The organism is Nonomuraea sp. NPDC023979, assembly GCF_040639085.1.
Taxonomy (GTDB): Bacteria; Actinomycetota; Actinomycetes; order Streptosporangiales; family Streptosporangiaceae; genus Nonomuraea; species Nonomuraea ceibae.
On the sequence record NZ_JBEZZG010000054.1, the window covers coordinates 13,627 to 39,142 of the forward strand.

The window sequence follows — 25,516 nt, forward strand, 5'->3', positions numbered from 1 at the left end:
TGCTCAGGAGCCGGTACGCGCCGCCGTCCAGCAGTCGGTCTTCCCCGGGCGGCCGCAGTCCCTCAGCCGGTCGAGCGCCTCGGCCAGGCCGGCAGTGCGCGCGTTGCCGGGGTCGTTGTGCTCCTGGTGGGGGTCGGCGGCGGTGTTGTAGTACTCGGGCTCGGCCACGCCCCGGTACTCGACGTAGAGCTCGTCGGCCGTCCGCACGGCGGCGTAGTCGGGCGGCCCGCCGTTGCCGCGCTTGAGGTCGTCGGCGTCCGGGTCGGGCCTGCCCTCCGCGGCCGGGTCCGGCCTGACGTGCTCGATCAGGGCGGCGTCGCGCCACTCCTTCGGCCGGTGCCCGGAGATGAGCGGCAGGAGGCTGCGGCCGTCACGGCTGTCACGCCGCGCCGGGTCAACCCCGGCGATGTCGAGGAAGGTCGCGAACAGGTCCACGTTCTGTGCGATCGCGCCGGTGACCAGGTCGCCGTGCCGCCCGGCGGCCGGGCGCTTGACCAGCAGCGGCACCCGTACGTCATGGTCGTAGGCCGTGGACTTGCCGCGCACCAGCCGGTGCTGGCCCAGGTGGAAGCCGTTGTCGGAGGTGAACACCACGTAGGTGTTGCGCCGCTCGGCGGGCGTGAGCGCCGACAGGACGCGTTCCACCATGTCGTCGACCGCCTGCACCATGCGGACGCGGTCACGGAAGTCCGTGCGCAGCTCCTTGGTGAGCTTGGGGCCGATGGGCTGCCGGCGCACCCAGGCCGGCTTGTCCGAGGTGTCCTCGTCGAAGGCGGGCAGCGAGGTGACGTCCACGGTGTCGCAGTCGACGCCGCCGCAGTCGCCGTTCGGGAACTGCCCGGCCGGCCACTGCTTCTTCGGCCGGTCCCGGTACGCGGGCGGGAAGCGGGGCTCCTTCTGGCCCGGCTTGACGTTGACCCTTGAGTGCGGGGAGAACGGCGCGACCTGGAGGAAGAACGGCTTGCCCGGCGCGTGCTCGCGCGAGCGCTCCAGGAACTTGACCGCGCGCCGGCCCAGCACGTCCACCAGGTAGTCGCCTCCGGAGACGATCGGCTTGCGCCCCGGAGTCTCCTCCTCGATGTAGCCGGTGAGCCGGTAGCGGAACTCGTTGTAGCCGCCGCCCGCGGACACGTGCCACTCGGCCCAGCCCGGCGGCACCTGGTAGCCGGCTTCGGCCGGATACTCGTTGATGTACTTGCCCAGGTAGCCGGTGCGGTAGCCCGCCTTGCGGAGCTCGGTCGCGTACGTGCGGCCCTCGTGCTTGGCGAACGCCGCGTGGCCGCCCCGGTCGGCGCCCTGGTTCGTCTGCACGCCGGTGTTGTGCGGGAACTCGCCGGTGAACGTCGAGGCGCGCGACGGGCAGCACAGCGAGTTGGACACGTAGTAGTTGCTGAACGTCGTGCCGTCCGTGGCGAGGCTCTTGACCGTGTCCATGTAGTTCAGCAGGTCGGCCGACATGTCGTCGACGAGGAAGAACACGATGTTCGGCTGCTTGGGCCGCTCCGCTTGTGCACTCCCTTGGGCGGCGGTCTCTTGGGCGCTCGCCGGCGCTGTGCCGGAGAGCGCCAGCGCGACGGCGGCGGCCGCGGCGGCGAGGCGTTTGCTGGGGATTCGCATGATCAGGGGGCTCTTTACTGTCGGTGCATTCGGGGTGTAAGCACACTAATCACGCATTTGACGTCCTCGCGCCAGAAAGCCCCTCAGGGGTTTCTGGGAACCGTGGCAGGCTGGGACGCATGAGAGTCCTGATCCTCGGCGGCACCAGGTTCACCGGCAGGCGGATCACCGAACGGCTGTCCGCGCGCGGCGACGACGTCCTCGCCGTCCACCGCGGCAACACGCCGCTGCCCGACCTGCCCGGCGTCACCCACCTGCTCACCGACCGCCACGACCTGGCCCGCCACGCCGGCGCCGTGCGCGACTTCGACCCCGAGGCGATCGTCGACTCCTACGCGCTGACCGCCGCCGACGTGGACGCCGTGCTGCCCGTCCTGCCCGACGTGCCCGCCGTGGTGCTGTCCAGCGTCGACGTCTACCAGGCGTTCACCGGGCTCAACACCGGCCGCGAGCTCGCCGCGATGCCCATCGACGAGGACTCCGAGCTGCGCCGCGAACGCTACCCCTACCGAGGCGCCGGGCTGCCCGGCGTCCCCGACGACTACGACAAGCTCGACGTCGAGGAACGCTGGCTGCCGCGCGGCGCCGTCGTCCTCAGGCTGCCCATGATCTACGGGCCGCACGACGCGCAACGCCGCGAGGACGTCATCCTGCGCCGCGTCCGCGCCGGCCGCGACCGCATCCCCGTCGGCGCCGCCAACCTCCTCTGGACCCGGCTGCACGTCGACGACCTCGCCTCCGCCGTCCTCGCCGCCCTCGACAGCCGGGCCGCCGACGGGCAGGCCCTCACCATCGGCGAATCGCGCACGCTCACCTTCGGCGGCTGGTTCCGGCAGATCCTTGACGCGGCCGGCTCCTCCGCCGAGCTCGTCCGCGTCCCCGACCACGCCCTGCCGCCCGCCCTGGCACTCGCCGGCGCCCCGGCCCAGCACGCCCTCGTCTCCTCCCACCGGGCCGCCGCCCTGCTCGGCTGGTCCGCCGCCGACCCCGCCACGCGCGTCGCCGAGTCCGTCCGCTGGCACCTCGCCCACCCGTCCCCGAACCCCTGGACCCCGGAAGAAGCCGCCGCCGACGACGCCGCCCTGGCCGCCGCCACCCCCTGACCTGCTCCCCCGGCCAGGGGAGCACCCCGTACGGGAGGGACGCGCCCGTGGGAAGGGCGCGTTCGCGCATGGGGGAAGCACCCCGGGCGGGGAGGCGCGCTCGCGTCCGGGAGGGACGCCCCGAGGGGAGGGCGCGCGTACGGGAAGGGCATCCCCGGCGGGAAGGCGTGCTCGCGTTCGGGAGGGACGCCTCTGTACGTAGGCGCGCCTCCCGGAGGCGCGCTTTCGGGCGGGCGTGGGGGAGGGCGGAAAGGGATCGGCCTGGATGACCGGTTCGTGCCCGTAAGGGTGTGGGAGCGCTCCCAACCCCCGTCCTGACAGTGGCGCAATTGGGGGTGAAAAGGTTGACTCGCCCGCTGAGGCGACCCTAGCGTTCCGTTTTGGGAGCGATCCCATGATCTTGGATGGGGCCCTGATCGGTCAGGCGCCCAGGTCGTCGAAACCCCTTCGCAGGCGATGAGCGCCACTGGAGGCGCAAGGTCCTTCTCTCGCTTGGTGACGGGCGTCCATTCCGCGCAACGAGGAGAATTGATATGGCGATGTCCGGCGTGCTCGAAACGGAGGTCATGCGGCTGTGGTCGGAGATCCTCGGGGTCGAGGTCACCTCCCCTGACCAGGACTTCTTCGAGCTGGGCGGCCAGTCGCTGGCGATGGTCCAGTTCCTGGCGATGGTGGAGAGCGAGTTCCGGGTCGAGCTGCCGGTGGAGGTGCTCTTCGTCGAGGGGCTGACGGTCGCCGAGGCGGCGCGGGCCATCGGGGAGCACTCTTGACCGGCGTCGTCCTGGTCACCCACGGCACGCACGGCGACGTGCTGCCGTTCGTGGGCCTGGGGCGGGTGCTGCGCGAGCGCGGGCACCGGGTGGAGCTTCTCACTCATGCGCCGTTCGAGGCGGTGGCCCGGCGGGCCGGGCTGGAGTTCACGGCCATCGACACCGAGCGCGACTACGAGCGCTACCTGGCGGACACGCCGATGCTGCTGGGCGCCGGGATGGACCGGTGGCGGCGCTTCTACGACGCGATCGGGCTGTTCGACCAGATCGCGTACGAGTGCGAGGTGCTCAAGGCCAGGCACGTGCCGGGGGAGACGGTGTTCGTGGGGCGGCACACGACGGCGGTCTCCACGCTGTTCGCCGGTGAGGCGCTGGGCGTGCCGGTCGCGTGGGTGGCGGTGACGCCGGTGCAGTACATGTCCGAGCGGCCCGCCGTGCACATGTACCGGGAGACGATGGCCGACCGGCTCGACACCGTCCGGGCCACGCTGGGGCTGGGCCCGGTGGGCGACTGGGGCGCCTGGTTCACCTCGGCCGGGCTGCATCTGGGGCTGTGGCCGGACTGGTTCGACCGGGCCGGGATCGCGGCGCCGGCGCGGGCGCGGCTGACCGGGGCGCCCTACGGCGACGACACGTTCGCCGGCCCCGTGCCGCCGGAGGCGGAGCGCCTGCTGGAGCGGGGTGCGGTGATCGTGACGGGCGGGACGGGACGCATGATCCACGAGCGGTTCTACCCGGCAGCCGTGGCGGCGTGCGCCGAGGCGGGGGTGCCGGCCCTGGTGGTGGCGCGGCATCGGGACCTGGTGCCCGACCGGCTGCCCGAGGACGTCGCGTGGTTCCCGCACCTGCCCTTCCACCGGGTGATGGCACGTGCCAGGGCGGTGCTGCACCACGGCGGCATCGGCACCGTCGTCAGGGCGGTGGCGGCCGGGGTGCCGCAGGTGCTGCTGGCGCACGGTTTCGACCGTTCCGACAACGGCATGCGCCTGGCCAGGCTGGGGCTCGGGTCCTGGCTGCCCGAGCGGCGGTGGACCACGGGCGAGATCGTTCCCCTGCTGCGCGCGGCGCTGGCCGACGACGGTTACGCCGCCCGGGTGGCCCCGTACGAGCAGTCCGCCCAGCCGGGGCTGCGGGCCGCCGCACAGGCCGTGGAAGAGCTGCTGGAAAGCTGAGGAGTTGACGCATGCCTGAATTGGGAGCGCTCCCAACCGTTGTTCAATTATTCACGCGCCAAGCGGCGCGCACCCCGGACCGCATCGCGCTCGCCGACGGCGACGAGCGCCTGACCTACGCCGCGCTGGACGCGGCCGTGAACCGCCTCGCCGCCCGGCTGGCCGCCGCCGGGGCCGGTCCCGGCGTCCTCGTCGGCATCCGCGCCCCGAAGTCGGCGGCCTGCGTGACGGCCATGCTCGCCGTCCTGCGGACCGGCGCCGCCTACCTGCCGCTCGACCCGGAGCACCCGGCGGCCCGCACCGAGCTCGTCCTCGCCGACTCCGGCGCGCGGCTCCTCGTGACCACCGGCGAACCCGCCACGACCACGCTGCCCGCCGTCCGGCTGGACGAGGACGTCCCCGCCACGGCCGCCGTCCCCGAGGCGCGGCCCGGCCCGGCATCTCCCGCGTACGTGATCTACACCTCCGGGTCGACCGGCCGCCCCAAGGGCGTGGTGGTGCCGCACGGCGGGCTGGCCGCGCTGCTCGCCGGCATGCGCGACCTGGTCGGCTCGGCGCCCGAGCACGTCTGGCTGTCGGCCGCCGCGCTCACGTTCGACATGTCGGTCCCCGAGCTGTACCTGCCGCTCGTCACCGGCGGCCGGCTGATCCTCCTCGACCCGAAGGCCGCGATCCTCGGCAAACGGCTCGCCGCCCTGATCGAACGCGAGGGCGTCACCCACATGCAGGCCACCCCGTCGGGCTGGCGCGTCCTGCTGTACGCCGGGTTCCGCGCCCCCAGGCTGACCGCGCTCGCGGGCGGCGAGGCGCTGCCCCCGGCCCTGGCCAAGGACCTGCGCCCACGCGTCGGCCGGCTGATCAACATGTACGGGCCGACGGAGGCGTCCGTCTGGGCCACCTCGTGGGAGGTGCCGTGGGAGCCGGACACGGTCTCGCTCGGCACCCCGCTGCCCGGAGCCTCGGTCCACGTCGTGGACGACCGGCTGGACCGGGTGGCCGAGGGCGAACTGGCCATCGGCGGGACCGGCGTGGCGAGCGGCTACCTCGGCAGGCCCGCCCTGACCGCCGAACGCTTCGTGCCCGACCCGTACGGCGAACCCGGCGGCCGGCTCTACCTGACCGGCGACGTCGTGCGGCGGACGGAGAGCGGCCTGGAGTTCCTGCACCGGTCCGACACCCAGGTGAAGGTACGCGGCTACCGGGTCGAGCTCGGCGAGGTGGAGGCCGCGATGGACGAGCTGCCCGGCGTGCGGCAGGCCGTCGCGGCCGTGTCCGGCGACGCCCTGGTGGCGTTCGTGGTCGGCGACTGCCCCGCGCTGCGCACCCGGCTGGCCGCGACGCTGCCCGCGTACATGGTGCCGAGCCGGGTGATCCGCCTGGACTCGCTGCCCCTGACCCCCAACGGAAAGATCGATCGGCGCGCGCTCGAGGAGAAGCTGTGAGCGACATGGTCGTGGTCGTCAACCACGAGGAGCAGTACTCCGTCTGGACGGCGGACCGGGAACCGCCTCCCGGCTGGCGGGCGACCGGGTTCGCCGGCACCAAGGAGGAGTGCCTGGCGCACATCGAGACCGTGTGGACCGACATGCGTCCGCTGAGCGCGCGCGGCGAGGGGTGACGGTCATGGCACCCCACGCGATCATCGTCGGGACGGGACTGGCGGGGCCGCTGCTGGCGATCCTGCTCGCCCGCGGCGGGCACCGGGTCGACCTGGTCGAACGCCGCCCCGACCCGCGCTCGGCCGCCCACGACGGCGGGCGGTCGATCAACCTCGGCATGTCGGCGCGGGCCATCGCGGCGCTGCGCGAGGTCGGCCTGTGGCAGGAGGCCCGGCGGCTGTCGGTGCCCATGCGCGGCCGCATGGTGCACGCGGGCGGCCGGCCGGCGTTCTACCCCTACGGGGGCGACCCGTCGCAGATCCTGCACTCGATCCGGCGCGACACACTGGTCCGGCTGCTGGTCGAGCACGCCGAGAAGCAGCCGGGCGTGCGGCTGCGCTTCGAGACCCGGTGCGTGTCCGTCGACCGGGACGCCGCCGCCGTCACCCTGGAGGACGGCACGACGCTGCGGGCCGGCTTCGTCGTCGGCGCGGACGGCGCGTCCTCGCTCGTCAGGACCGCCATGCAGCGCGGCCTGCCGGCCGGGTTCAGCCGCGAGTACCTGGAGTGGGGCTACAAGGAGGTCACGATCCGCGCCACGCCCGGCGGCGAGCCGGCCGTGCCGCTGGAGGCGCTGCACATCTGGCCGGGCGAGCGCGGCCTCGGCGTCGCCCACCCCAATCTCGACAACAGCCTGACCTGCACGCTCTTCCTGCCGCGTGAGGAGCCGCCGGACCCGGTGTCCGCGGCCTTCCCGCACCTGGCGACGCTCGTCCCCGACCTCGACGAGCAGGCGTCGGCCGCGCCGATGAGCCACCTCACGACCGTGCGCACCGCGCCGTGGCGGCACCGCGACACGACGGTGCTCGTCGGCGACGCCGCCCACGCCGTCTACCCCTTCTACGGCCAGGGCATGAACGCCTCGTTCGAGGACTGCCTCGTCCTCGACCGCATGCTGGCCCGCCATCCGGGCGACCGGGAGGCCGCCTTCGCCGCCTACGAGCGCGCCCGCAAGCCGCACACCGACGTGCTGGCCGAGCTGTCGGAACGCAACTTCCTGGAGCTGCGCGACGGCATGCGCTCACCGCTCGCCCTGGCCAGGAAGCGCCTGGACCTGCTGCTGCACAAGACCTTCCCCGGCACCTGGGTGCCGCTGTACACACTCGTCTCGCACACCACCGTGCCCTACGGCGAGGCGCTGCGACGCGCCCGCCGCCAGGACCGGCTGGCCGCCGCGCTGGCCGCGGCCGGGGCGGGTCTCGCCGCCGCCGGCCTGCTCGCCGCGCGGCGTACCGGGAGGACCACCCGATGATCAGGCATCCCCAGGACGACACGCTCGTCCTGTTCGACCCCGCCGACCTGTTCGACCCCGCCGACGTGCTCGACCCCGCCGACGTGCTCGACCCGACCGACGGGGAGCCGGGCCCCGCGCCGCACCCGCTGGCCGCCGAGCACGGCGCCGACCTGCGCGCCGTCGTCGCGTGGGCGCGCGCCTACCTGACCCGGCCGCACCCGGAGCTGGGCCGGCGCGGCCCGGTGTGCCCGTACGCGCAGGCGTCGCTGGACCGGAACGCCTTCCTGCTGGCCGTCCAGCCGGGCGGCGGCCACACCGTCGCGTCGCTGAGCGCCCTGCTCGCGCCCTACCGCGACTGGTTCCTCGACCTCGCGCCCCGGGGCGGGCCCGCCGCGCAGTCGACGACCGTCCTCGTGCTGCTGCCGGGCATGCGCGACGCGCGCGAGGTGATCGACGCCGCGCAGCGCGAGCTCAAGGACGCCTACGTGGGCCACGGCCTGATGATCGGCGAGTTCCACGACGGGCCGCCGGACAAGGCGGGACTGTGGAACCAGGACTTCCGCCCGCTGCGCAGCCCGGTCCCGATGCTGGTGATCCGGCACATGGTGCCCACCGACCTGCCCTTCCTGATCTCCGACGAGACGCATCTGGCCGCCTACCGCGACCTGTTCGGCGAGCAGGTGCCCGGCCACCTGCGCGACCTGGCGGGCCGGGCATGACGGGCCTCCCGGCGACGCCCGCGCAGGAACGGCTGTGGTTCCTGCACCAGGCGGACTCCTCCGGCCACTCGTCCGGTTACCACGTCTGGGGCGGGCACCGGTTACGCGGCCCGCTCGACCCCGCCCGGCTCGGCGAGGCGCTGAACCGGCTGGTCGCCCGGCACGAGGCCGTCCGCACCGGCCTGTCCGACGGCGGCGACGGGCGTCCCGTCCGGATCGTGCGCGCCGGGGCCCGGGTCGAGCCGGAGCTCGTGGAGGTGACCTGCGAGGACGAGGCGCGCACGGCCTGCGGCGCGTTCGTGGCCCGGCCGTTCGACCTGGGCCGCCCCCCGCTCATGCGCGCCCTGCTCGTCCGGCTCGCCCCGGAGGACCACGTGCTCGTGCTCGTCCTGCACCACGCGATCTGCGACGGCCGCGCGCTGCGCATCCTCCTCTCCGAGCTGTACGGCCTGCTCGCCGGGACGTTCGAGCCCGGCCCGCCCGCCGTCCCGTTCTCCGAGTACGTCGACCGGCTCGGCCGGACCGGCGGCGCGCGGGCCGAGGCGGACCGCGACTACTGGCGTGCCAGGCTGGCCGGGGCGCCCACCCTGCTCGCCCTGCCCACCGACCGGCCCCGGCCCGCCGTGCCGAGCGGGCGCGGCGCGCAGCACCGCTGGGTCCTGCCCGCCCATCTGCGCACCGCCCTGCTGGAGAGCGCGCGCCGCACCAGGACGACGGTGTTCGCGATGGTGCTGGCCGCGCTCGGCGTCACGCTGGGCCGGTGCGCCGGGCAGGACGACGTGGTGGTCGGCTGCCCCTTGGACGGCCGCACCGACCGGCGGTTCGGGCAGACGGTCGGCATGTTCGCCAACACCGTGGCGCTCCGGCTGGACCTCGGCGGCGACCCGACGGTGGCGGACCTGCTGCGGCGCGGCAGGCGTACCGTCGCCGAGGCGCTCGCGCACGGCGGCACGCCGTTCGACGAGGTCGTGGAGCTCACCGGAGGCCGCCGCGACCTCAGCCACAACCCGCTCTTCCAGGTGATGCTCGTCATGGAGCATCTGGACGGCGGCCCGGTGACGGCGGGCGAGCTGACGGTGGGGCACTGGGAGCTGCCCGCCCCGGAGGCCCGCTTCGACCTCACCCTGTTCGTCACCGTGGGCGACGAGGTCGAGCTGTACCTGGACTACGCGGCCGACCTGTTCGACGCCGCGACGGCCGCCGCGCTGGCGGGGCACCTGACCACGGCCGTCGAGGCCCTCGCCGGCGACCCGGACCTGCCGGTGAGCCGCATCCCGTTCGACTCCGGCCCGGTCCCCGCCAAGCCGTCCGCGCAGGCTCCGGGCGAGTGGGAGAGCGTGGCCGGGCTCGTGCTGCGGCAGGCCGGGCGGGACCCGGACCGGGTCGCCGTCGTGGCCGAGGGGGAGCGGCTGACGTACGGCGAGCTGGCGTCCCGCGCGCTGGAGGTGGCCGCCCGGCTGGAGCCGCACCTCGCGCCCGGCGGCGGGCGCGAGGTGGTCGGCGTGTCGCTCCCGGCGGGGCCGGACGGCATCGCCGCCGTCATCGGCGTCCTGCTCGCCGGGGCCGCGTACCTGCCGCTCGATCCCGGCCACCCGCCCGCCCGCGCGGACCTCCTGCTCCGGCAGGCGGGCGCGGCGGCGCTGATCGCCCCGCCCGCCCGGCTGGCCGAGCTGGACGCCTTCCCCGGCGCCAAGCTCGTGCCGCACGCCGCGGACCCGCCCGGGGGCGGCGGAGGCAGGAGCCCGCGGCCCGGGGACCCCGCGTACGTGATCTTCACGTCGGGGTCGACCGGGGCGCCCAAGGGCGTGGTGGTGCCGCACCGGGCCGTCGCCGCGTTCACCCGCTCGTTCGTGGACGCGCACGGGTTCGGGCCGGGGCAGCGGGTGCTCATGCTGCCGCCGCTCACGTTCGACGCCTCCGTCGGCGACCTGTTCCCGGTGCTCACGTCCGGCGGCACCCTGGTGATCCACCCTGAGCCCGCCCGGCTCGACGGCGCGGAGCTCGTCCGCTTCTGCGCCGCGCACGGCGTCACCGCCGTGGACGCGCCCGTCGCGCTGTGGCGGCGCTGGGTCGCCGACCTGGCCGGGACCGGCGTCCCCGGCGGCTGGCCCGTCGAGATCATGATGGTCGGCGGCGAGGAGGTCCCCGCCGAGGACGTACGCGCCTGGCAGCGGCTGACCGGCGGCCGGTGCGCGCTGTTCAACCACTACGGGCCCACCGAGGCCACGGTGTGCGCCACCGTGCACCGGATCGGCGGCGCCGACGAGCTCGGCGACGCGGCCCGGGTGCCGATCGGCACGCCGCTGCCGCACGTGCGCGCCCGCGTGCTCGACGCGGCCGGGCGGCCGGTGCCGGTCGGCGGCGCCGGCGAGCTGCACCTGGGCGGGGCCGGCCTGGCCGACGGCTACACGGGCGCGCCCGCGCTGACCGCGGCGGCCTTCGTGCCCGACCCGGACGGCCCCGCCGGGGCGCGCCTGTACCGGACGGGCGACCTGGCCCGGGTGCGGCCGGGCGGCGCGATCGAGTTCCTGGGCCGGCGCGACCGCCAGGTGAAGATCCGCGGCCACCGGATCGAGCCCGCCGAGGTCGAGCACGCCGTCACCGCCCATCCGGCCGTCACCGACAGCGCCGTGCTCGTCGACGGCGACCGGCTCGTCGCCTACGCGGCGACCGGCGCGCCGGATCTGACGCCGGGCGCGCTGCGGGCCTACCTGCGCGAACGGCTGCCCGGCTACCTGGTGCCAGCCGCGTTCGTCCTGGTCGGGACCATCCCCCGGACGACGCACGGGAAGGTGGACCGGGCGGCGCTGCCGCCGCCTGGACCGGCGGGCGAGCCGCCCGCGACCGCCACCGAGTCGGCGCTGGCCGAGGTGTGGCGGCGGGTCCTCGGCGTGGCCGACGTGCGCAGGTCGGACAACTTCTTCGAGGTGGGCGGCCACTCGCTGCTGGCCGGCCGGGTGGTCGCGGAGATCAGGCGGGCGCTCGGCGCCGACGTGCCGCTGCGCACGGTGCTGGAGACGGCCGACCTGGCCGAGCTCGCCGCCACCGTCGACCGGGACGCCGCCGGCCAGGCAGGTGCCGGCCAGGAGCGTCCCGATCTGGAGGCGCAGGCCACCCTGCCGCCCGGCTTCACGGTCGAGCCCGCCTCCCCGGTGCGGCGTGGCGGGGCGATCCTGATGACCGGCGCGACCGGGTTCCTCGGCGCGCACCTCCTGGCCGAGCTGCTGGCCCGTACCGACGCCGAGATCGTCTGCCTGGTCAGGGCGGCCGACGAGGACCGGGCCCGGCAGCGGGTGCTGGACAACCTGCGCGCCCACGGCCTGGACGCCCCGCCCGGCCGGGTGCGCGGCCTGCCGGGCGACCTGGGCGCGCCCCGGTTCGGCCTGGACCGGGACCGGTTCGCCGAGCTGGCCGGGCAGGTCGGCGTGATCTGCCACAACGGCGGCCAGGTGAACTTCTACGAGAGCTTCCCCCGCATGCGCCCGGTCAACGTCGGCGGCACGGTCGAGGCGCTGCGCCTGGCCGGGCTCGGCGGCGCCCGGCTGCACTTCGTCTCCACCCTCGGCGTCTTCCTGGGCCTGGCCCACCGGGACCGGGTGGTGACCGAGGCGAGCGCGCCGGACGACCCGGCCGGGCTGGAGACCGGCTACGACCAGAGCAAGTGGGTGGCCGACCGGCTGGTGCGCCGGGCCAGGGACGCGGGCCTGACGGCGGTGGTGCACCGGCCGGCCCGGGTCGGCGGGCACAGCGTGACCGGCCGGGGCAACGCGGCCGACTACTTCAGCCGCCTGCTGGCCACCTGCGTCCGTCTCGGCCTGGTGCCGGACCTGCCCGTCGAGGAGGACCTGTCGCCCGTGGACCACGTCGCGGCGGGCATCGCCCACCTGATCGCCGACCCGGCGACGGCCGGGGACTTCCACTACTTCAACGGCGCGACGATCTCCTACCGGCGCATCGCCGACGCGCTCGGCGCCCGCTGCGTGCCGTGGGACACCTGGCGGGCGCGGGCCGCCGGGCTGGGCGCGGACAGCCCGATGGCGCCGTTCGCGCCGGTGCTGGACGCAGCCGACCCGCAGTTCCGGCGGCCCCTGTTCGACTGCCGCCGCACCGAGCGCGCTCTCGGCCGGGCCGGGATCGACTGCCCGCCCGCCGACGAGACGCTCGTCCGCCGCTACGCCGGGCGCCTGGCCGGGGCGGTGCGCGGATGAACGTGCTCAGGTTCGCGCTGCTCTGGACGGCGTCGCTGCTGTCGTCCGTCGGGTCCAGCCTCACCACGTTCGTGCTCGGCGTCTGGGTGTACCGGAGCACCGGGTCGCCGACGGAGTTCGCGCTGGTCGTGCTCAGCGGCATGCTGCCGGGCATCCTCGCCGGCCCGTTCGCGGGGGTGGTCGTCGACCGGTTCGACCGGCGGCTGGTGATGATCGTCACCGACTGCCTGGCGGCCCTGTCGACGGCCGCCGTCGGCGCGCTGATCTGGGCGCAGGCGCTGGCCGTGTGGCACGTGGCGCTGGCCGCGGCGATCAGCGGCGCGTGCGGCGTCTTCCACCTGACCGCCTACCAGGCCATGACGCCGCTGCTGATCCCCGAGCGGCACCTGGGCCGCGCCAACGGGCTCATGCACCTGTCCAGCGGCATCCAGATCGCCGCGCCCGTGCTCGGGGCCACGCTGCTGGCCGTCGCCGGGACGGGCGGGGTGGTGGTGCTGGACCTGGTCACGTTCGGCGTGGCCATGTCGGCCCTGGTGCTGATCCGGCTGCCCGCCGAGGTGCTGCGGCCCAACGCCGCCGCCGCCCGGCCCGCCGTGCTGCGGGACCTCGGCGCGGGGCTGCGCCACCTGCGGGCCCGCGCCGGGCTGCCGTCGCTGGTGGCGGCGCTGACCGGCTTCAACTTCGCCTTCGCGGTCGCCGGGGTGCTGGTGCAGCCGCTCATCCTGTCGTTCGCCGGGCCCGGCGTGCTGGGCGTGCTGATGTTCGCCGGCGGCGCGGGCATGCTCGCCGGCGGGCTCGTCATGGGCGCCTGGGGCGGGCCGCGCCGGAAGATCGGCGGGATGACCGCGTTCATGGCGCTCGGCGGCGTCTTCCTCGTGCTGCACGCGCCGGCCCCGTCGCCGCTGCTCGTGGGGGCCGCCGCCGCCGGGTTCCTGTTCACGCTGCCCGTGGTGAACGGCTGCGCGCACGCGGTCCTGCAGAGCCGGATCGAGCCGGCCGTGCTCGGCCGCGCCATGGGCACCGTGCACACGCTCGGCTCGGCCGCCGTCCCGGTCGGCTACCTGCTGGCCGCGCCCGTGGCCGAGCACCTGCTGAACCCGGCGCTGCTGCCCGGCGGGGCGCTGGCCGGCAGCGCGGGCCTGCTCGTCGGCGTGGGGGAGGGGCGCGGGATCGCCCTCGTCCTGCTGCTCGACGGGCTGCTCCTGCTCGTCATGGCCGCCGTCCTGGCCGCGCTGCCCGCGCTGCGCCGCCTGGACCGCCGCCCGGTCCCCGTCCCCGTCGCCTGAGAGGAACGCCATGCCCGTAGAACTGACGCCCGGAGAGGCCGCCGCCTTCCGCGGCGGCGACGCCCCGGCGCCGATGCTGGACCTGATCGGCCTCATGGCCTGCCACGCCGTCGGGGCCGCGCGCTCGCTGGGCCTCTTCGACGCGCTCGCCGCCGGTCCGCTGACCACCGGCGAGCTCGCCGCCTCGGCCGGCGTCGCCCCCACCGGGCTGGAGCCGCTGCTCGGCCTGCTGCACGCCACCGGGTACGTGGAACGCCACGACGGCCGGCACGCCAACACGCCCGCGACCACCGCCTGGCTCTGCTCCGGCTCCGGCACCGACTACGGGCGCATCCTGGACCTGTGGCAGGCGATCGTCGAGGAGCAGTGGGGCGGGCTGGCCGACTCCGTCCGCTCCGGCGTCCCGGCGGGCGGCTTCTACCCCTGGCTCGCCGCCCGCCCCGACCTGTCGGCCGCCTTCCACGACCTGCAACGCGGGCTGGCCGGCTGGCTGGCGGAGGAGGTCGTCTCGCTCACGCCGCTGCCCGAGGGCAGCAGGAGCCTGCTCGACCTGGGAGGAGGCCACGGGGAGTACGCGCGCGCGTTCTGCGGCGCGTACCCGGGGATGTCCGCCACGATCGTCGACGCCGCCGTCACCGGGCGCTCCGACGGGCCGCTGACCTGGCAGGAGGGCGACCTGCTCACTGCCGGGCTGCCGGGCGGGCAGGACGTGACTGTGCTCTTCAACGTGCTGCACGGGTTCGCCGCGCCCGACGCCGCCGCGCTGGTCGCCAGGGCGGCGGCCACGCTGCGGCCGGGCGGCCTGCTGGTCGTCCTGGAGAGCGTGCCCGAGCCGCGCGGCACCGCCGCCGACCTGGCCTTCGGCGCGGGATTCGCGCTCAACCTGTGGCACACGCAGGGCGGCGCGCTGCACGCGACCGGCACGATCAGCGGCTGGCTGGAGGCGGCCGGGTGCGTGGCCGGGCCGTGGCGGGATCTCGCCCGCTCGCCGTCGCACGCGCTCGTGACAGCAGAAGCCCTCACCCCGGCACGCGGGGTGAGGGCCGGGCGGGGAGCCTACGGGGTGCCGCCGAACGTCACGACGAGCCGCCCGTCCGAGGCGAACGACCAGCTCAGCGCGCCGTCGTAGGAGGAGCACCGGGAGCCGTTCGAGCCGGTCCAGAACTGGTTGGAGCCGTCGGCCGACCCCACCGTCTTGTCGTTGGCGCCGTCGCCGGAGCGGCAGGAGGTGTTGTCGCGGAACACCGTGGAGCCCGCGTCGAAGGAGAAGTTGCGCTCGGCGTTGTCGACGCTGACGTTGCCCGTCATCGTCATCGTGCCGGGGTTGCGGTTGTAGGTGAAACCGTGTTTGCCGTTGTCGTAGGCGATGCTGCGCCGGATGACGTGGTTGACCGGGATGTCCTCGCCGCCGAGCTTGTAGCCGTTGCGGTCGCCGTTGCCGGCCTGGCCGCCGTTGCTCAGCGTGCCGTTGCCGTAGGACAGCGAGTCCTCGATCGTCACCGCGCCGATCGGGCCGGTCTCCGACTTGGTGTAGAGGTCCCAGCCGTCGTCGATGTTGTTGCGGGCCACCGCGTAACGGAAGACGTTGCCGGAGCCGACGGTGAGCTTGGCGGCGAACCCGTCGGCGTCCTCGCCGTCGGAGTCGGCGTTGTCGTGCGACAGCGCGCTCAGGATGAGGTTGTCCGACGGCCACTGCTCGCGCGGCGTGGAGGAGAGGGTCCGGGAGAGCTGCAGCCCGGTGTCGCGGTTGTAGCGGGTCACCGTCCGCTCGATCACGTTGTGGCTGCCGCCGACGAAGATGCCGTTGTCGCCGGCCCGCTCGACGACGATGCCGTGGACGTGCCAGTAGGACCCGTTGACGGCCAGCCCCCGGTTGGCCGGGTCCTCGCTCTGGCCGGAGAAGTTCAGGACCGGCGTCTCACCCGGGTAGGCGGCCAGCTTCTTGCGGGCGCCGGAGGTGCCGTCGTTGCCGGGCGCGATGGTGACGGTCTGTGAGAAGGCGTACGTGCCGCCGCGCAGGTAGATCGTGCCCCCGGCGGCGACCCTGGTGATCGCGGAGGTGAGCGTCGTCGGGTCGGCCTGGGTGCCGGCGGCGCCGTCCCTGCCGTTCGGGGCCACGTACAGCGTGTCGCCGGTCGGCGGCGGGGTGACGGTCGGCGTGATCGTCGGCGTGGGGGTGACGGTGGGGGTGGGGCTGGTCGTCGGGGTGCCGCCCGTGGGCCGCAGCGTCCACTGCTTGGTGGGCTTGGAGTCGCAGGAGTTCTGCTGCAGGAGGGCGCCCGCGGCGGTGGAGTCGTCCTTGACGTTGACGCACTTGCCGCCGTTGGCGTTGACGATCCGGTAGGCGGACCCGGAGGCGGTCAGCCGCCACGTCTGTGAGGCCGCGCCGGTGCAGGTCTCCTGCTGGACGGGCTTGCCCGCGCTGGTGGAGGCGTCCCGGACGCCCAGGCACCTGCCGCTGTGCGCGGCCCTGATCTCGTAGTCGCCGCCGGAGGCGGTGAGGGTGAAGACCTGCCCCGCGCCGGCTCCGCAGGGGTTCTGCACGAGTTGCGTGCCGTCGGCCGTGGCCGCGCCGGGCACGGCGGCGCACAGGCCGCTCCCGGCGTTGACCAGCGTGTAGTCGCCGCTGCTTGGCGCGGCCGAGGCCGGCGCGTTGAGCGCGGCGACCAGCCCGCCGGTGGTGAGGAGTCCGGCGGACAGCACGATCGCCAGCCGCCTGCCGAGATGTTCTTGCTTGCGCACGTCCAGCTCCGTTCGGGGGGTACGGGGGGCACCGGGGCACCAACCGGTTGCACTCACAGTGGCTACGTGCCGGGACGGCGTCAATACGCCTGAGTAAAACTGCAAACGCGGCCAGGAGTTTTGCCAGGTCTCAGCTCGGATTTCTGCAACAACCGCTTGCAAGAAGCGGGGTCTGCTTGCACGGCCGGACGGGGGCGGGCTTCACAGCCGGCCGGGCGCGTGATCTAATCGAGGAATCAATATCTAGAATCCAGTTCTATTATTGAGTCGAGAGTGGAGATCAGCGATGGCCCGACTGCTGCGCCGCTTCGCCGAGACGAGGCCCGGCGACCTCGCGCTGGCCGACGAGGACGGCGTCACCACGTGGCACGAGCTGGACGAACGGGTCGACCGGCTGGCCGGCGCGCTCCTCGGCGCGGGCCTCGCCGCCGGCGACGTGCTCGCCCTCCACGCCGCCAACCGGCGCGAGTACTTCGAGGTCATGGCCGCCGCCAGTCACATCGGCCTGCGCTACGTCCTGGTCAACTGGCACTGGACCGCCCAGGAGCTCGCCTACGTCCTGCGGGACGCGGGCGCGCGGGCGCTGCTCTCCGACCCGGCCTTCGCCGCCCAGGCCGCCGAGGCCGTCCAGGGGCTCGACCTGCCGGTACGCGTGGCGTTCGGTGAGGGAATCGAGGGCTTCGTCCCGTACGAGGACTTCATCGCCGCGGCCCCGCCCGGCGAACCGGAACCGCAGGTCATGGGCAGCCCCATGTTCTACACCTCCGGCACCACCGGCAGGCCCAAGGGCGTCAGCCGCAAGCAGTCCACCACCGGCCTGCCCGTCGAGGCCCTCGCCCTGGCCGCCGACCGCTTCGGCCAGACCTTCACCGTGCCCGACGGCGGGCGGACGCTGCTGGCCGGGCCCGCCTACCACTCCGCCCAGTGGATGTTCTCGTTCATGGCGCTCATGGGCGGCTGCCCGGTGGTCATGCGGCGCGCGTTCGACCCCGCCGAGACGCTGCGGCTCATCGACGAGTACGGGATCACCAACGTGCACCTGGTGCCCACCCAGTTCGTCCGCCTGCTGCGCGTGGACGCCGCCACCCGGCAGGCGTTCTCCGGGGCGAGCCTCACCTCGGTCTGGCACGGCGCCGCCCCCTGCCCGCCGCAGGTCAAGCGGCAGATCATCGAGTGGATCGGCCCGGTCGTCCACGAGTACTACGGCTCGACCGAGGCGGGCGTCAACACCGTCATCACCGCCGAGGAGTGGCTGGCCAAGCCCGGCAGCGTCGGCCGCCCGCAGGCGGCGACCGAGATCCACATCCTGCTCGACGACGGCACGCCCGCCAAGCCGGGGGAGCAGGGCCAGATCTGGTTCCGCTACGCCAACGGCGACGATGTCGAATACTGGGGCGACCCGGACAAGACCGCGTCCATCCATCGGGCCGGCGGGCTGTTCACCACCGGCGACATCGGCTACTTCGACGAGGACGGCTACCTGTTCCTGTGCGACCGCGCGATCGACATGATCATCAGCGGGGGCGTGAACATCTACCCGGCCGAGATCGAGAGCGTGCTCATCACCCACCCGGCCGTCCGGGACGTCGCGGTGTTCGGAGTGCCGGACGAGGAGTTCGGCGAACAGGTCAAGGCCGCCGTCGAGCTCGCGGACGGCGTCGAGCCGGGCGGCGGCCTGCCCGCCGAGCTGACGGCCCACTGCCGCGCCTCGCTGGCCGGGTACAAGGTGCCCCGGTCGTTCGACTTCGTCCCCGAACTGCCGCGCACCCCCACCGGCAAGCTGTACAAGCGGCTGCTGCGCGACCCCTACTGGCAGGACGGCGCCCGCCGGATCTGACGCTCACCCCGGCCGGACCTCACCCCCGACGGGCGCGGGCAGCAGCTTGCCGAACGGAAGCGCGCGCATCACCCGCAGCCGCTGCGCGGCCGGCCGATGGCCGTGCCGGGCCGCGAGCCCGTAGTAGAACCTGGCGATGTCGTGCTTGGCCCGGCCCTCCTGCTCGTACGCCTGGCCGTAGGCGAACGACAGCCGCGCCGCGAACTCGACCGGGCGCGGATCGGCGGCGAACGCCTCGGCGTCGGGATGATGCCGCCCGCGCGCGGCGTGGAGCCAGTAGCGGGCCGCCGCCAGGTCGCCGGTCAGCACGTGGATGATCGCCAGCCGGTAGGCGGACTCGGCGTCACCGTCGCCCGCCCGCCGCACCAGCCGCGCGACCGTCCTGGTCGTCCGCCGCTCGGCCTCGTCCGCGGGGGTCCGATAGTGGTCGTACGTGCCGGTGACGTGCGCACCGGGCGCCGGCGTGCCGGGGACGTACGGGGTGCGCGGCGGCTGCTCGCTCCTGGCGGCGCGCCAGCGGGTCTGCCACTGCTCCACGGTGCCGAGGGCGTCGCGGGGCAGGCCCGTCTGCTCGGCATGACGGTGACAGACCATCACGAACGAGGCGACCAGCTTCCAGTCCGGCAGGCGTTCCCGCTTGCCGGTGAGGATGTCGCTGACGGTGCTCGCGGGCAGTTCCTTGGGAACGTCCGGTGCGCGCGACAATCGGTGCATCTCTGAATAGCTCGGCTGGCCGGCCGATTCCCGGAGCTCTATGAGCGCGGCTATGAAGGCGGAGTGAGATCCTGCCCGGGGAGTGTCAGTCATCGTCCTTGTTGGGGTGGTGGGCTAAGAATTGTCGCCATATTTGCAGAAATATTCTCGCGTCGATGACACTTCGCAGATTCCATCTCATCCGGTTGCCGTGGCCACTCCGGATGATCACTGTCCCACTGGTCCCAGTCGCCCATTCGGGTAGCTAGCAGCACTTTCGACGCCATTCGTGGGCGGGCTGCCGGATAACTCCGGATGAATCCGGACGATGTCGGATGCTTACGGAGTTTAACGTCCGCTGCCGTCTATTTCCGATCTCGTACGGCTCCGTCCGAGCACGTTTGGATCGCTGGCCCACGGCCTCCGTCAAGCCGCATGGTTACCGCATTCATCGCTGCTCTTCGGGAGGCCACCGCCCATGCCGATACTCACGGCCCGCCCGTCCAGCATCGTGTACTGCGCCGACGCCCCCTGCCCGGCGGACGAGCACCTCCTGGTCACCCTCCTGACCACCTGGGTGCTCGCCACCGGGCGCACCCCGCCCGCCGGGCGTCCCGAAGACCTCACCCCGGAAGAGCTCATCGACTTCTGGGCCGACGACCGCACCTGAGGAGACGAGGACCGATGTTCACCACGCGCCAACTGCTCACGCTCACGCTCACCGTCATGATCGCCGCCATCACCTGCGCCCTCGTCCTCGCCACGGGCGCCGAATGGCCCGGCGCCCTCCTCAGCGCCGGCGCCGCCGGCGGCGCCACCCTCGCCACCCTCCCCAAACTCCTCCACAAACGCGACCCGTAACCCTGGCCCGCCCCCGGCCTGGCTTCCGCCCGCTCCCGGCCTGACCCCGCCTGCGCCCGGCCCCCCGGCCCCGGCCTGGCTCCCGCCTGCCTCTGGCCCCGGCTGGGCCGCCGCCCGCCGCCTGCCCCCGGCTTGGCCCTCGCTCGCCCCCCGGGCCCCGCCCGCCGCCTGGCCCTTGCCGACCAGCCCCAGCGGTTGCGCCCTCCCGACGGAGCGGGCCGAGGCCCCGGCCCGGCCCGCCACACGCAGCTCTGGGCGTCGCGGCCCCCGCAGTCCGCCCTCCCGGTGGGTCGGTTCGAGCGCGCGCCCGCATGCCGCCACGGTGGGCCGTCGCCGGGGGTGGGTTCTCGCAGTTGTCCTCCGGGTGGGGCGGGTCTGAGGCGGGGTTCGGAGCCAGGGGCTTCTCGTGGCAGTGGGTGGGTTGACTTGTCGTTGGTGTCAGGGTTTTAGCGTGGCGGCGTTCGGGTGGGCCGCGCGGGGCGTGGCGGTGATCGGGGGTTGGGCGATGAAGTTCGGGATCAGCTATGGGACGCCGCACCAGGGGGTCGATCCTGACAAGCTGGTGGGGTTCGCCAGGCTGGCGGAGGAGTGCGGGTTCGAGTCGCTGTACATGCCCGAGCACGTCGTGCTGTATCCGGGCGCCAAGGTGGGGGCGTTCGAGCTGCCGCCGACGCTGCCGTACGTGGACCCGCTGGACGCGCTGGCGTTCGTGGCGGCGGCGACGGAGCGGATCCTGCTGGGCACCGGGGTGCTGCTGGTGCCGTACCACCATCCGGTGATCCTGGCCAAGCGGCTGGCCACGGTGGACGTGCTGTCGAAGGGCCGGATGCGGCTGCTCACGGTGGGGGTGGGGGCGCTGCCGGGGGAGGCCGAGGCGGTGGGGGTGGAGTTCCGGACGCGAGGGCGGCGCGCTGACGAGGCGATCGACGTGCTGCGGCTGCTGTGGGAGGGCGGGGAGGAGGGAGTGGGGTTCGCCGGGGAGTTCTTCTCGTTCGAGGCGTTGTGCAGTTACCCGAAGCCCGCCGGGCGGCTGCCGATCCACGTGGGGGGATCGTCGCGGGCGGCGGCGCGGCGGGCGGGGCTGCGGGGGGACGGCTACTTCGCGGGCGGTGCGCTGGGGCCGGAGGAGCGGGCGGCGCAGTGGGAGCTGGCCCGCGAGACGGCCGCGGCGGCGGGCCGCGATCCGGACGCGCTGGAGTACACGCGGTTCGGGTCGATCGGCATGTCCGGGGAGCGTGTCGCGGAGCTGGCCGGGCAGGGGGTGACGCGGCTGGTGGTGAGTTCGTCGGCCACCGATCCGGGCGAGCAGCGTGAGGAACTGTCGGCGTTCGCCGAGCGGTGCGGTTTCCTGCCCTAGCATTTCGCACGTGACCGCCTACGACGATCCTGACCTGTTCGAGCATCTGAACGTCTCGGCCTTGCCGCCGCGCCAGCAGCGCATCCTGGCCACGATCCGCGACTGGGTGGTCAGGCACGGCTACCCGCCGAGCACCCGGGAGCTCGGCCGGGCGGTGGGGCTGCGGTCGTCGTCGGCGGTGTCGAAGCATCTGCGGAGCCTGGAGGAGAAGGGGTTCCTGACGCGCGGGTCGTCGGTGAGCAGGCCGATCGACGTGCGGATGTTCCTGCACGGGGCGGCTCCCGAGCAGGCGCGCGACCTGGTGAGCGTGCCGGTGGTGGGCGACATCGCGGCGGGCACGCCGATCCTGGCGGACGAGCGCCTGGACGACACGCTGACGCTGCCGCGCGACCTCACCGGGCGCGGCAACGTGTTCGGCCTGCGAGTGCGGGGCGATTCGATGGTCGACGCCGCGATCTGCGACGGCGACCTCGTCGTCGTACGGCAGCAGCCCGAGGCGCACTCGGGTCAGATCGTCGCGGCGATGATCGACGGGGAGGCCACGGTCAAGGTGTTCCGCCGGCGCGGCGGGCACGTCTACCTGGAGCCGCGCAATCCCGCGTACGACGTCATCGACGGCGACGACGCGGTGGTGCTGGGCATCGTGGTGTCGGTCCTGCGCAGCGTCTGAACAGCGCCTGAGCAGCGTCCGAGCAGCCGTCCCCAGCCGTGTCAGGAGCTGTGCGAGCGGGCGAACTCGGTCACCGTGACGGCCCGCAGCAGGCCCGGGTGCAGGAGTTCGGCCCGGTGCCGGGGTAATCCGGCGGCCAGCGCGGCGTCGGTGAGCGCGGCGGTGACCCAGCGCGCGTCGACGTCGCGCCCGTGGGGGCCGGTGATCAGGGGCTCGCCGGCGGCCCGGCCGCCGCACAGCTCGCGCAGCAGCGGGCGGGCGCGCGGCGGGATCGGGTACGCGACGGGCCCGTCGGGCTCGCCGTGCAGGACGAGCACGAGGGGGTGTTCGCCGCCGGGCAGCGCGTGGATGTCGTGGACGGTGAGCGCGGCCAGCGCGTCGACCGACGCGCCGGTGGCCTCCAGCAGCGCGACGGCCAGGGCTTCGGCCGCCCTGCCGTCCTCGGCCAGCCGGGCGACGCCGCCGCGCAGCAGCCGCCGTTCGGCCGGGGTGAGCGGCGGTGCGCCGTCGGCGGAGCGCCGGGCCCGGGTCGCGCCGGACGCCTCGGCGAAGGCGTGGAAGGAGGCCAGGACGGCGCGCCTGCCGGCGACGGTCGCCTTGGCCAGCGGCCTGCCGGCGGGGCCGACGCCGGTGGTGAGCGCGGTGTAGCAGTAGGCGTCCAGGTGGGACCCGGTGGCCGCGAGGGGTTCGAGCGCCGGTTCGGCCGCGTACAGCCAGCGCAGCCACGAGGCGAGGACGCGCAGGCAGGTGCGGCGCCGGGCCGCCGACGGGCGGCCCTGGAGCCAGGCCACGGCCACCTGCCACGTCAGCGGGTCGAGCCCGTCGATCAGCTCGACGTCGGCGGCGGGGACCTGGCCGGGGCGCAGGCCGTCGATCCGCCCGACGCTGGTGAGGTCGGGGTCGGCGGCGCGCGTCACGACGCGACCACCGCGCCCGCGCCCGCATCGGGCATGGCGCCGGCGCGCGGTCGCGCGCCGGACCCGGGCAGCGGCGCGCCGTCGGACCTCGTGGCGGCGCCGTCAGCCGACGCCCGGCCGAGCCCGGCAGGGCGGCCCGTGCCTGACAGACCCATCATGAACTAGATCATCTCACGGGTGCGCCCTCCGCGATTCTCGATCGGCGGAGTCAGCGGAAGTCTCGGCCGTGGTCAAGGTGACGCCGATCTCCGCCATCCGCCCGGCCGCGTAGCCGGGGTCGATCAGCGACTCGGGCGTGTGGAGGCCGGGCGGCACGGGGTCGCCGCGCAGGCCGAGCAGCCGTTCGACGCCGAGGGCGATGCCGAGCGCGGTCAGCGGGCGCTGTCCTTCGGGGTGGAGGAGGTAGTGGCTGGTCGTGAGCGGCGCGCCCGCGTGGTCCACGCCGCCGAGGTCGATCCTGACCTCGGTGGACGGCGGCCCGCCGCGCCTCCTGCCCGAGGATTCGCCGAACGCGAACGCGAAGCCGACGTCGGGCGCCCCCGTCGCGAGGGCCAGGCTGGGCACGTCGGGGATGGGGACGTACTGGGCGGGCAGCACGGTGCCGTCGGCGCTGGTGACCTCGGTCTGCGCCTCGGCGCCGGGGACCCAGTGGAAGACGCCGTCGCGGCGGACGTACCCGGAGGAGGTGGCGGCCAGCAGGCGCTCCAGGTCGGTCGCCGCCGCCGGTCCGCCGCTGTCGAGCTCGTCGAGCACGCCGCCGACCCGGATGCTGTCGAGCCTGCCGAACTCCCGGGCGAGGTCGAGCACGGCCAGGACGACGAGCCCGGCGTACCAGTGGCTGGCGAGCAGGACCGGCGCCGCGCCCGGCCGCGCGGCCGCGGCGACGACCTCGGGCCCGATGTCGACGAGGCCGCTGGAGATGCTGAGGTACGGCAGGCCGCGCTCCTGCGCGTAACGCAGGCCGTGCAGGCGGCTGTCCCACACGGTCGCCACGACCGCCGAGTGGGCGGCGTCGTCCGGGCGGCCGAGATCGCTCCGGTCCAGGTCGGCGGTGACGGCGGTGGCGGCCCCCAGGTCGTCGGCGACCCGGCGGGCGCGGCCGAGGTCACGGCCGGCGATCGTCAGCGGCAGGTCGGGATGCCATCGGCGCAGGAGGGCGGCGGTCGCCGAGCCTGCCTGCCCGGAGCCGCCCAGGATGAGTACGGAGTGTTCCACGGGGTGTCCTCTCGCTAACCTACATTCTGTAACTTACACTTTGTAGCTTAGGCTGGGGCGGCGACGCAAGGAGGACGATGACCACCGGATCCACCCGCCTGTCCAAGCAGGCCCGGCGCGAGCAGCTGCTCGACACCGCCCTGGCGATCGTGCGCGCCCACGGCACCGACGGCCTCACGCTGCTGAGCCTGGCCGAGGCCGCCGGGGTGAGCAGGCCGATCGTCTACGACCACTTCGGCACCCGGCCCGGCCTGCTCATCGCGCTCTACCGGCGGCTCGACGAACGCCACCGCGCCGCCTCGGAGGAGGCCCTGCGCGGCGCCCCGGCCGTGCCCGGCGAGATCGCCCGCGTCCTGAGCGCCGCCTACTTCGCCTGCGCCACCGACATTCCCGAATGGCACGCCGTCTCCGCCGCGCTCAAGGGCAACCCGGAGATGGAGGCGATCGAACGCGACCTGTTCGACGACTACGCGGAGCTGATGGCCACCGCCCTGCGCCCCCACACCGGACTCCCGCCCGAGGCGCTACGGCTGCGCTGCGCCGGGGTGCTCGGCGCGGCCGACGCGCTCGCCGCCGAGCTGAACCAGGGCCGCGCCACCGCCGCCGAGGCCGCCGAGGCGCTGACCGCCCTCATCGTCGGCAGCCTCGACGCCCCGCCCTGACGCCGCCCCGCATGTGGCGGACCTGTGGAGGTATCGGGCGGTTACCGTGCAAACCATCGCCCCGGCCGGGCGCCGCCCCTAGCGTCGCAGGGTATGCAGACAGTGGACGCCCTGGTCGTGGGCGCGGGCCTGGCCGGGCTGAGCACCGCCCGGCTGCTCGCCCGGCAGGGACTGGACGTGCTGGTGGCCGAGCGCCGCAGGACGCTGACGACCGGCATCCGCACGACCGGCATCTTCGTACGCCGCACCCTCGACGACTTCGACCTGCCGGACCACCTGCTCGGTCCCGGCGTACGCGACGTGCTGCTGTACCCGCCGTCGCGGCGGGCGCCGATCCGCCTCACCAGCGACCGCGACGAGTACCGGGTCGCCGACATGGCCGGCGTGTACGAGCACGCGCGCCGCGAGGCCGAGTCGGCCGGGGCGCAGGTCCGGCTGGGCGCACGGTTCCGCGGCGTGCGGGCGGGAGTGGCGCGGTTCGAGGGGGCGGAGCCGGTGGCGGCCCGGTTCGTCGTCGGCGCGGACGGCGCCCGCTCCCAGGTGGCGCGCGACCTCGGCCTCGACGTCAACCGGCGCTTCCTCGTCGGCGCCGAGCTCGTCCACCCGGTCGCGTCCGGCACGACCGTCCCGGCGTTCCACTGCGTGCTCGACCCCAGGATCGCCCCCGGCTACCTGGGGTGGGTCATCGACGACGGCCGCCACGCACACGTGGGCGTCGCGGGCCGTCCGGACGCGATGCGCGCCGGCGTACGCCACCTGCTGGACGCGTTCGCCGCCGGCGCGCCCGGCCGCGCC

The 25,516-nt window shown here is 74.5% G+C and carries 23 protein-coding genes; 17 read left to right on the plus strand and 6 right to left on the minus strand.

Annotated elements, in window-relative coordinates; translation table 11 throughout:
- Window positions 1–3: 3 nt before the first annotated feature.
- Complete coding sequence (locus tag AB0G11_RS46835; RefSeq protein ID WP_357593597.1) at window positions 4–1,617, minus strand: sulfatase; 1,614 nt, start codon at window positions 1,615–1,617, stop codon at window positions 4–6.
- Between the two features lie 119 nt (window positions 1,618–1,736).
- Between AB0G11_RS46835 and AB0G11_RS46840 the strand changes: the two genes are divergently transcribed.
- From AB0G11_RS46840 to AB0G11_RS46885, 10 genes are all read left to right on the plus strand, one after another.
- The gene (locus AB0G11_RS46840; protein ID WP_219514326.1) at window positions 1,737–2,720 is read left to right on the plus strand and encodes an NAD-dependent epimerase/dehydratase family protein; all 984 of its coding nucleotides are present in this window, start codon (window positions 1,737–1,739) and stop codon (window positions 2,718–2,720) included.
- Between the two features lie 533 nt (window positions 2,721–3,253).
- Entirely contained in the window at window positions 3,254–3,490 is a 237-nt protein-coding gene (locus AB0G11_RS46845; protein ID WP_219514328.1) for a phosphopantetheine-binding protein, read from the plus strand.
- The gene (locus AB0G11_RS46850) at window positions 3,487–4,662 is read left to right on the plus strand and encodes a nucleotide disphospho-sugar-binding domain-containing protein (protein WP_357593598.1); all 1,176 of its coding nucleotides are present in this window, start codon (window positions 3,487–3,489) and stop codon (window positions 4,660–4,662) included. The genes AB0G11_RS46845 and AB0G11_RS46850 overlap by 4 nt, the downstream gene beginning before the upstream one ends.
- A gap of 11 nt (window positions 4,663–4,673) precedes the next feature.
- The gene (locus tag AB0G11_RS46855) at window positions 4,674–6,104 is read left to right on the plus strand and encodes an amino acid adenylation domain-containing protein (protein WP_357593600.1); all 1,431 of its coding nucleotides are present in this window, start codon (window positions 4,674–4,676) and stop codon (window positions 6,102–6,104) included.
- 5 nt (window positions 6,105–6,109) lie between these two features.
- Window positions 6,110–6,280: an MbtH family NRPS accessory protein gene (locus AB0G11_RS46860; RefSeq protein ID WP_219514375.1), complete on the plus strand. Its 171-nt coding sequence runs from the start codon at window positions 6,110–6,112 to the stop codon at window positions 6,278–6,280.
- Between the two features lie 5 nt (window positions 6,281–6,285).
- A complete protein-coding gene (locus tag AB0G11_RS46865; protein ID WP_357593602.1) occupies window positions 6,286–7,572 on the plus strand; it encodes an NAD(P)/FAD-dependent oxidoreductase in 1,287 nt (428 codons plus the stop codon).
- Window positions 7,569–8,273, plus strand: a complete 705-nt coding sequence (locus AB0G11_RS46870) for a DUF6875 domain-containing protein (RefSeq protein WP_219514336.1) — start codon at window positions 7,569–7,571, stop codon at window positions 8,271–8,273. The genes AB0G11_RS46865 and AB0G11_RS46870 overlap by 4 nt, the downstream gene beginning before the upstream one ends.
- Window positions 8,270–12,481 (plus strand): amino acid adenylation domain-containing protein, encoded by a 4,212-nt coding sequence (locus tag AB0G11_RS46875; protein ID WP_357593604.1) that lies wholly within the window; start codon window positions 8,270–8,272, stop codon window positions 12,479–12,481. Before AB0G11_RS46870 ends, AB0G11_RS46875 begins: the two co-directional genes overlap by 4 nt.
- Complete coding sequence (locus tag AB0G11_RS46880) at window positions 12,478–13,767, plus strand: MFS transporter (RefSeq protein ID WP_357593606.1); 1,290 nt, start codon at window positions 12,478–12,480, stop codon at window positions 13,765–13,767. Before AB0G11_RS46875 ends, AB0G11_RS46880 begins: the two co-directional genes overlap by 4 nt.
- Before the next feature lie 10 nt (window positions 13,768–13,777).
- Window positions 13,778–14,896: a methyltransferase gene (locus AB0G11_RS46885; RefSeq protein ID WP_357593608.1), complete on the plus strand. Its 1,119-nt coding sequence runs from the start codon at window positions 13,778–13,780 to the stop codon at window positions 14,894–14,896.
- Here the strand turns inward: AB0G11_RS46885 and AB0G11_RS46890 are convergent.
- The gene (locus AB0G11_RS46890) at window positions 14,824–16,509 is read right to left on the minus strand and encodes an RICIN domain-containing protein (RefSeq protein WP_357593610.1); all 1,686 of its coding nucleotides are present in this window, start codon (window positions 16,507–16,509) and stop codon (window positions 14,824–14,826) included. The two genes, AB0G11_RS46885 and AB0G11_RS46890, sit on opposite strands and share 73 nt — an antisense overlap.
- 286 nt (window positions 16,510–16,795) lie before the next feature.
- On the opposite strand from AB0G11_RS46890, the gene AB0G11_RS46895 reads away from it, so the two are divergent.
- A complete protein-coding gene (locus AB0G11_RS46895) occupies window positions 16,796–18,346 on the plus strand; it encodes an AMP-binding protein (protein ID WP_219514354.1) in 1,551 nt (516 codons plus the stop codon).
- 3 nt (window positions 18,347–18,349) lie between these two features.
- On the opposite strand, the gene AB0G11_RS46900 is transcribed toward AB0G11_RS46895, so the two are convergent.
- The gene (locus tag AB0G11_RS46900) at window positions 18,350–19,060 is read right to left on the minus strand and encodes a hypothetical protein (RefSeq protein WP_357593611.1); all 711 of its coding nucleotides are present in this window, start codon (window positions 19,058–19,060) and stop codon (window positions 18,350–18,352) included.
- Window positions 19,061–19,517: 457 nt separating this feature from the next.
- On the opposite strand from AB0G11_RS46900, the gene AB0G11_RS46905 reads away from it, so the two are divergent.
- From AB0G11_RS46905 to lexA, 4 genes are all read left to right on the plus strand, one after another.
- Complete coding sequence (locus AB0G11_RS46905) at window positions 19,518–19,709, plus strand: hypothetical protein (RefSeq protein ID WP_219514363.1); 192 nt, start codon at window positions 19,518–19,520, stop codon at window positions 19,707–19,709.
- A 14-nt stretch (window positions 19,710–19,723) separates the two neighbouring features.
- Complete coding sequence (locus AB0G11_RS46910; RefSeq protein WP_219514365.1) at window positions 19,724–19,900, plus strand: hypothetical protein; 177 nt, start codon at window positions 19,724–19,726, stop codon at window positions 19,898–19,900.
- Between the two features lie 505 nt (window positions 19,901–20,405).
- The gene (locus tag AB0G11_RS46915; RefSeq protein ID WP_219519475.1) at window positions 20,406–21,257 is read left to right on the plus strand and encodes a TIGR03619 family F420-dependent LLM class oxidoreductase; all 852 of its coding nucleotides are present in this window, start codon (window positions 20,406–20,408) and stop codon (window positions 21,255–21,257) included.
- 10 nt (window positions 21,258–21,267) lie between these two features.
- Window positions 21,268–21,927, plus strand: coding sequence for a transcriptional repressor LexA (gene lexA, locus AB0G11_RS46920; protein ID WP_308126262.1), 660 nt, complete (start codon window positions 21,268–21,270; stop codon window positions 21,925–21,927).
- Window positions 21,928–21,968: 41 nt separating this feature from the next.
- Here lexA and AB0G11_RS46925 read toward each other — a convergent pair whose 3' ends face one another.
- The 3 genes from AB0G11_RS46925 to AB0G11_RS46935 are packed head-to-tail and all read right to left on the minus strand — an operon-like array spanning window position 21,969 to window position 24,059.
- Window positions 21,969–22,844, minus strand: coding sequence for a hypothetical protein (locus tag AB0G11_RS46925; protein WP_219519477.1), 876 nt, complete (start codon window positions 22,842–22,844; stop codon window positions 21,969–21,971).
- Window positions 22,841–23,002 carry a hypothetical protein gene (locus AB0G11_RS46930; protein ID WP_357593612.1) on the minus strand — a complete coding sequence of 54 codons (162 nt, stop codon included), beginning with the start codon at window positions 23,000–23,002 and terminating at the stop codon, window positions 22,841–22,843. Before AB0G11_RS46930 ends, AB0G11_RS46925 begins: the two co-directional genes overlap by 4 nt.
- Before the next feature lie 13 nt (window positions 23,003–23,015).
- Window positions 23,016–24,059, minus strand: a complete 1,044-nt coding sequence (locus AB0G11_RS46935) for a hypothetical protein (RefSeq protein ID WP_357593613.1) — start codon at window positions 24,057–24,059, stop codon at window positions 23,016–23,018.
- Between the two features lie 77 nt (window positions 24,060–24,136).
- Between AB0G11_RS46935 and AB0G11_RS46940 the strand changes: the two genes are divergently transcribed.
- Complete coding sequence (locus tag AB0G11_RS46940) at window positions 24,137–24,721, plus strand: TetR/AcrR family transcriptional regulator (RefSeq protein WP_357593614.1); 585 nt, start codon at window positions 24,137–24,139, stop codon at window positions 24,719–24,721.
- 93 nt (window positions 24,722–24,814) lie between these two features.
- On the plus strand, window positions 24,815–25,516 hold a 702-nt coding region (locus tag AB0G11_RS46945), incomplete at its 3' end, for an NAD(P)/FAD-dependent oxidoreductase (RefSeq protein WP_357593615.1).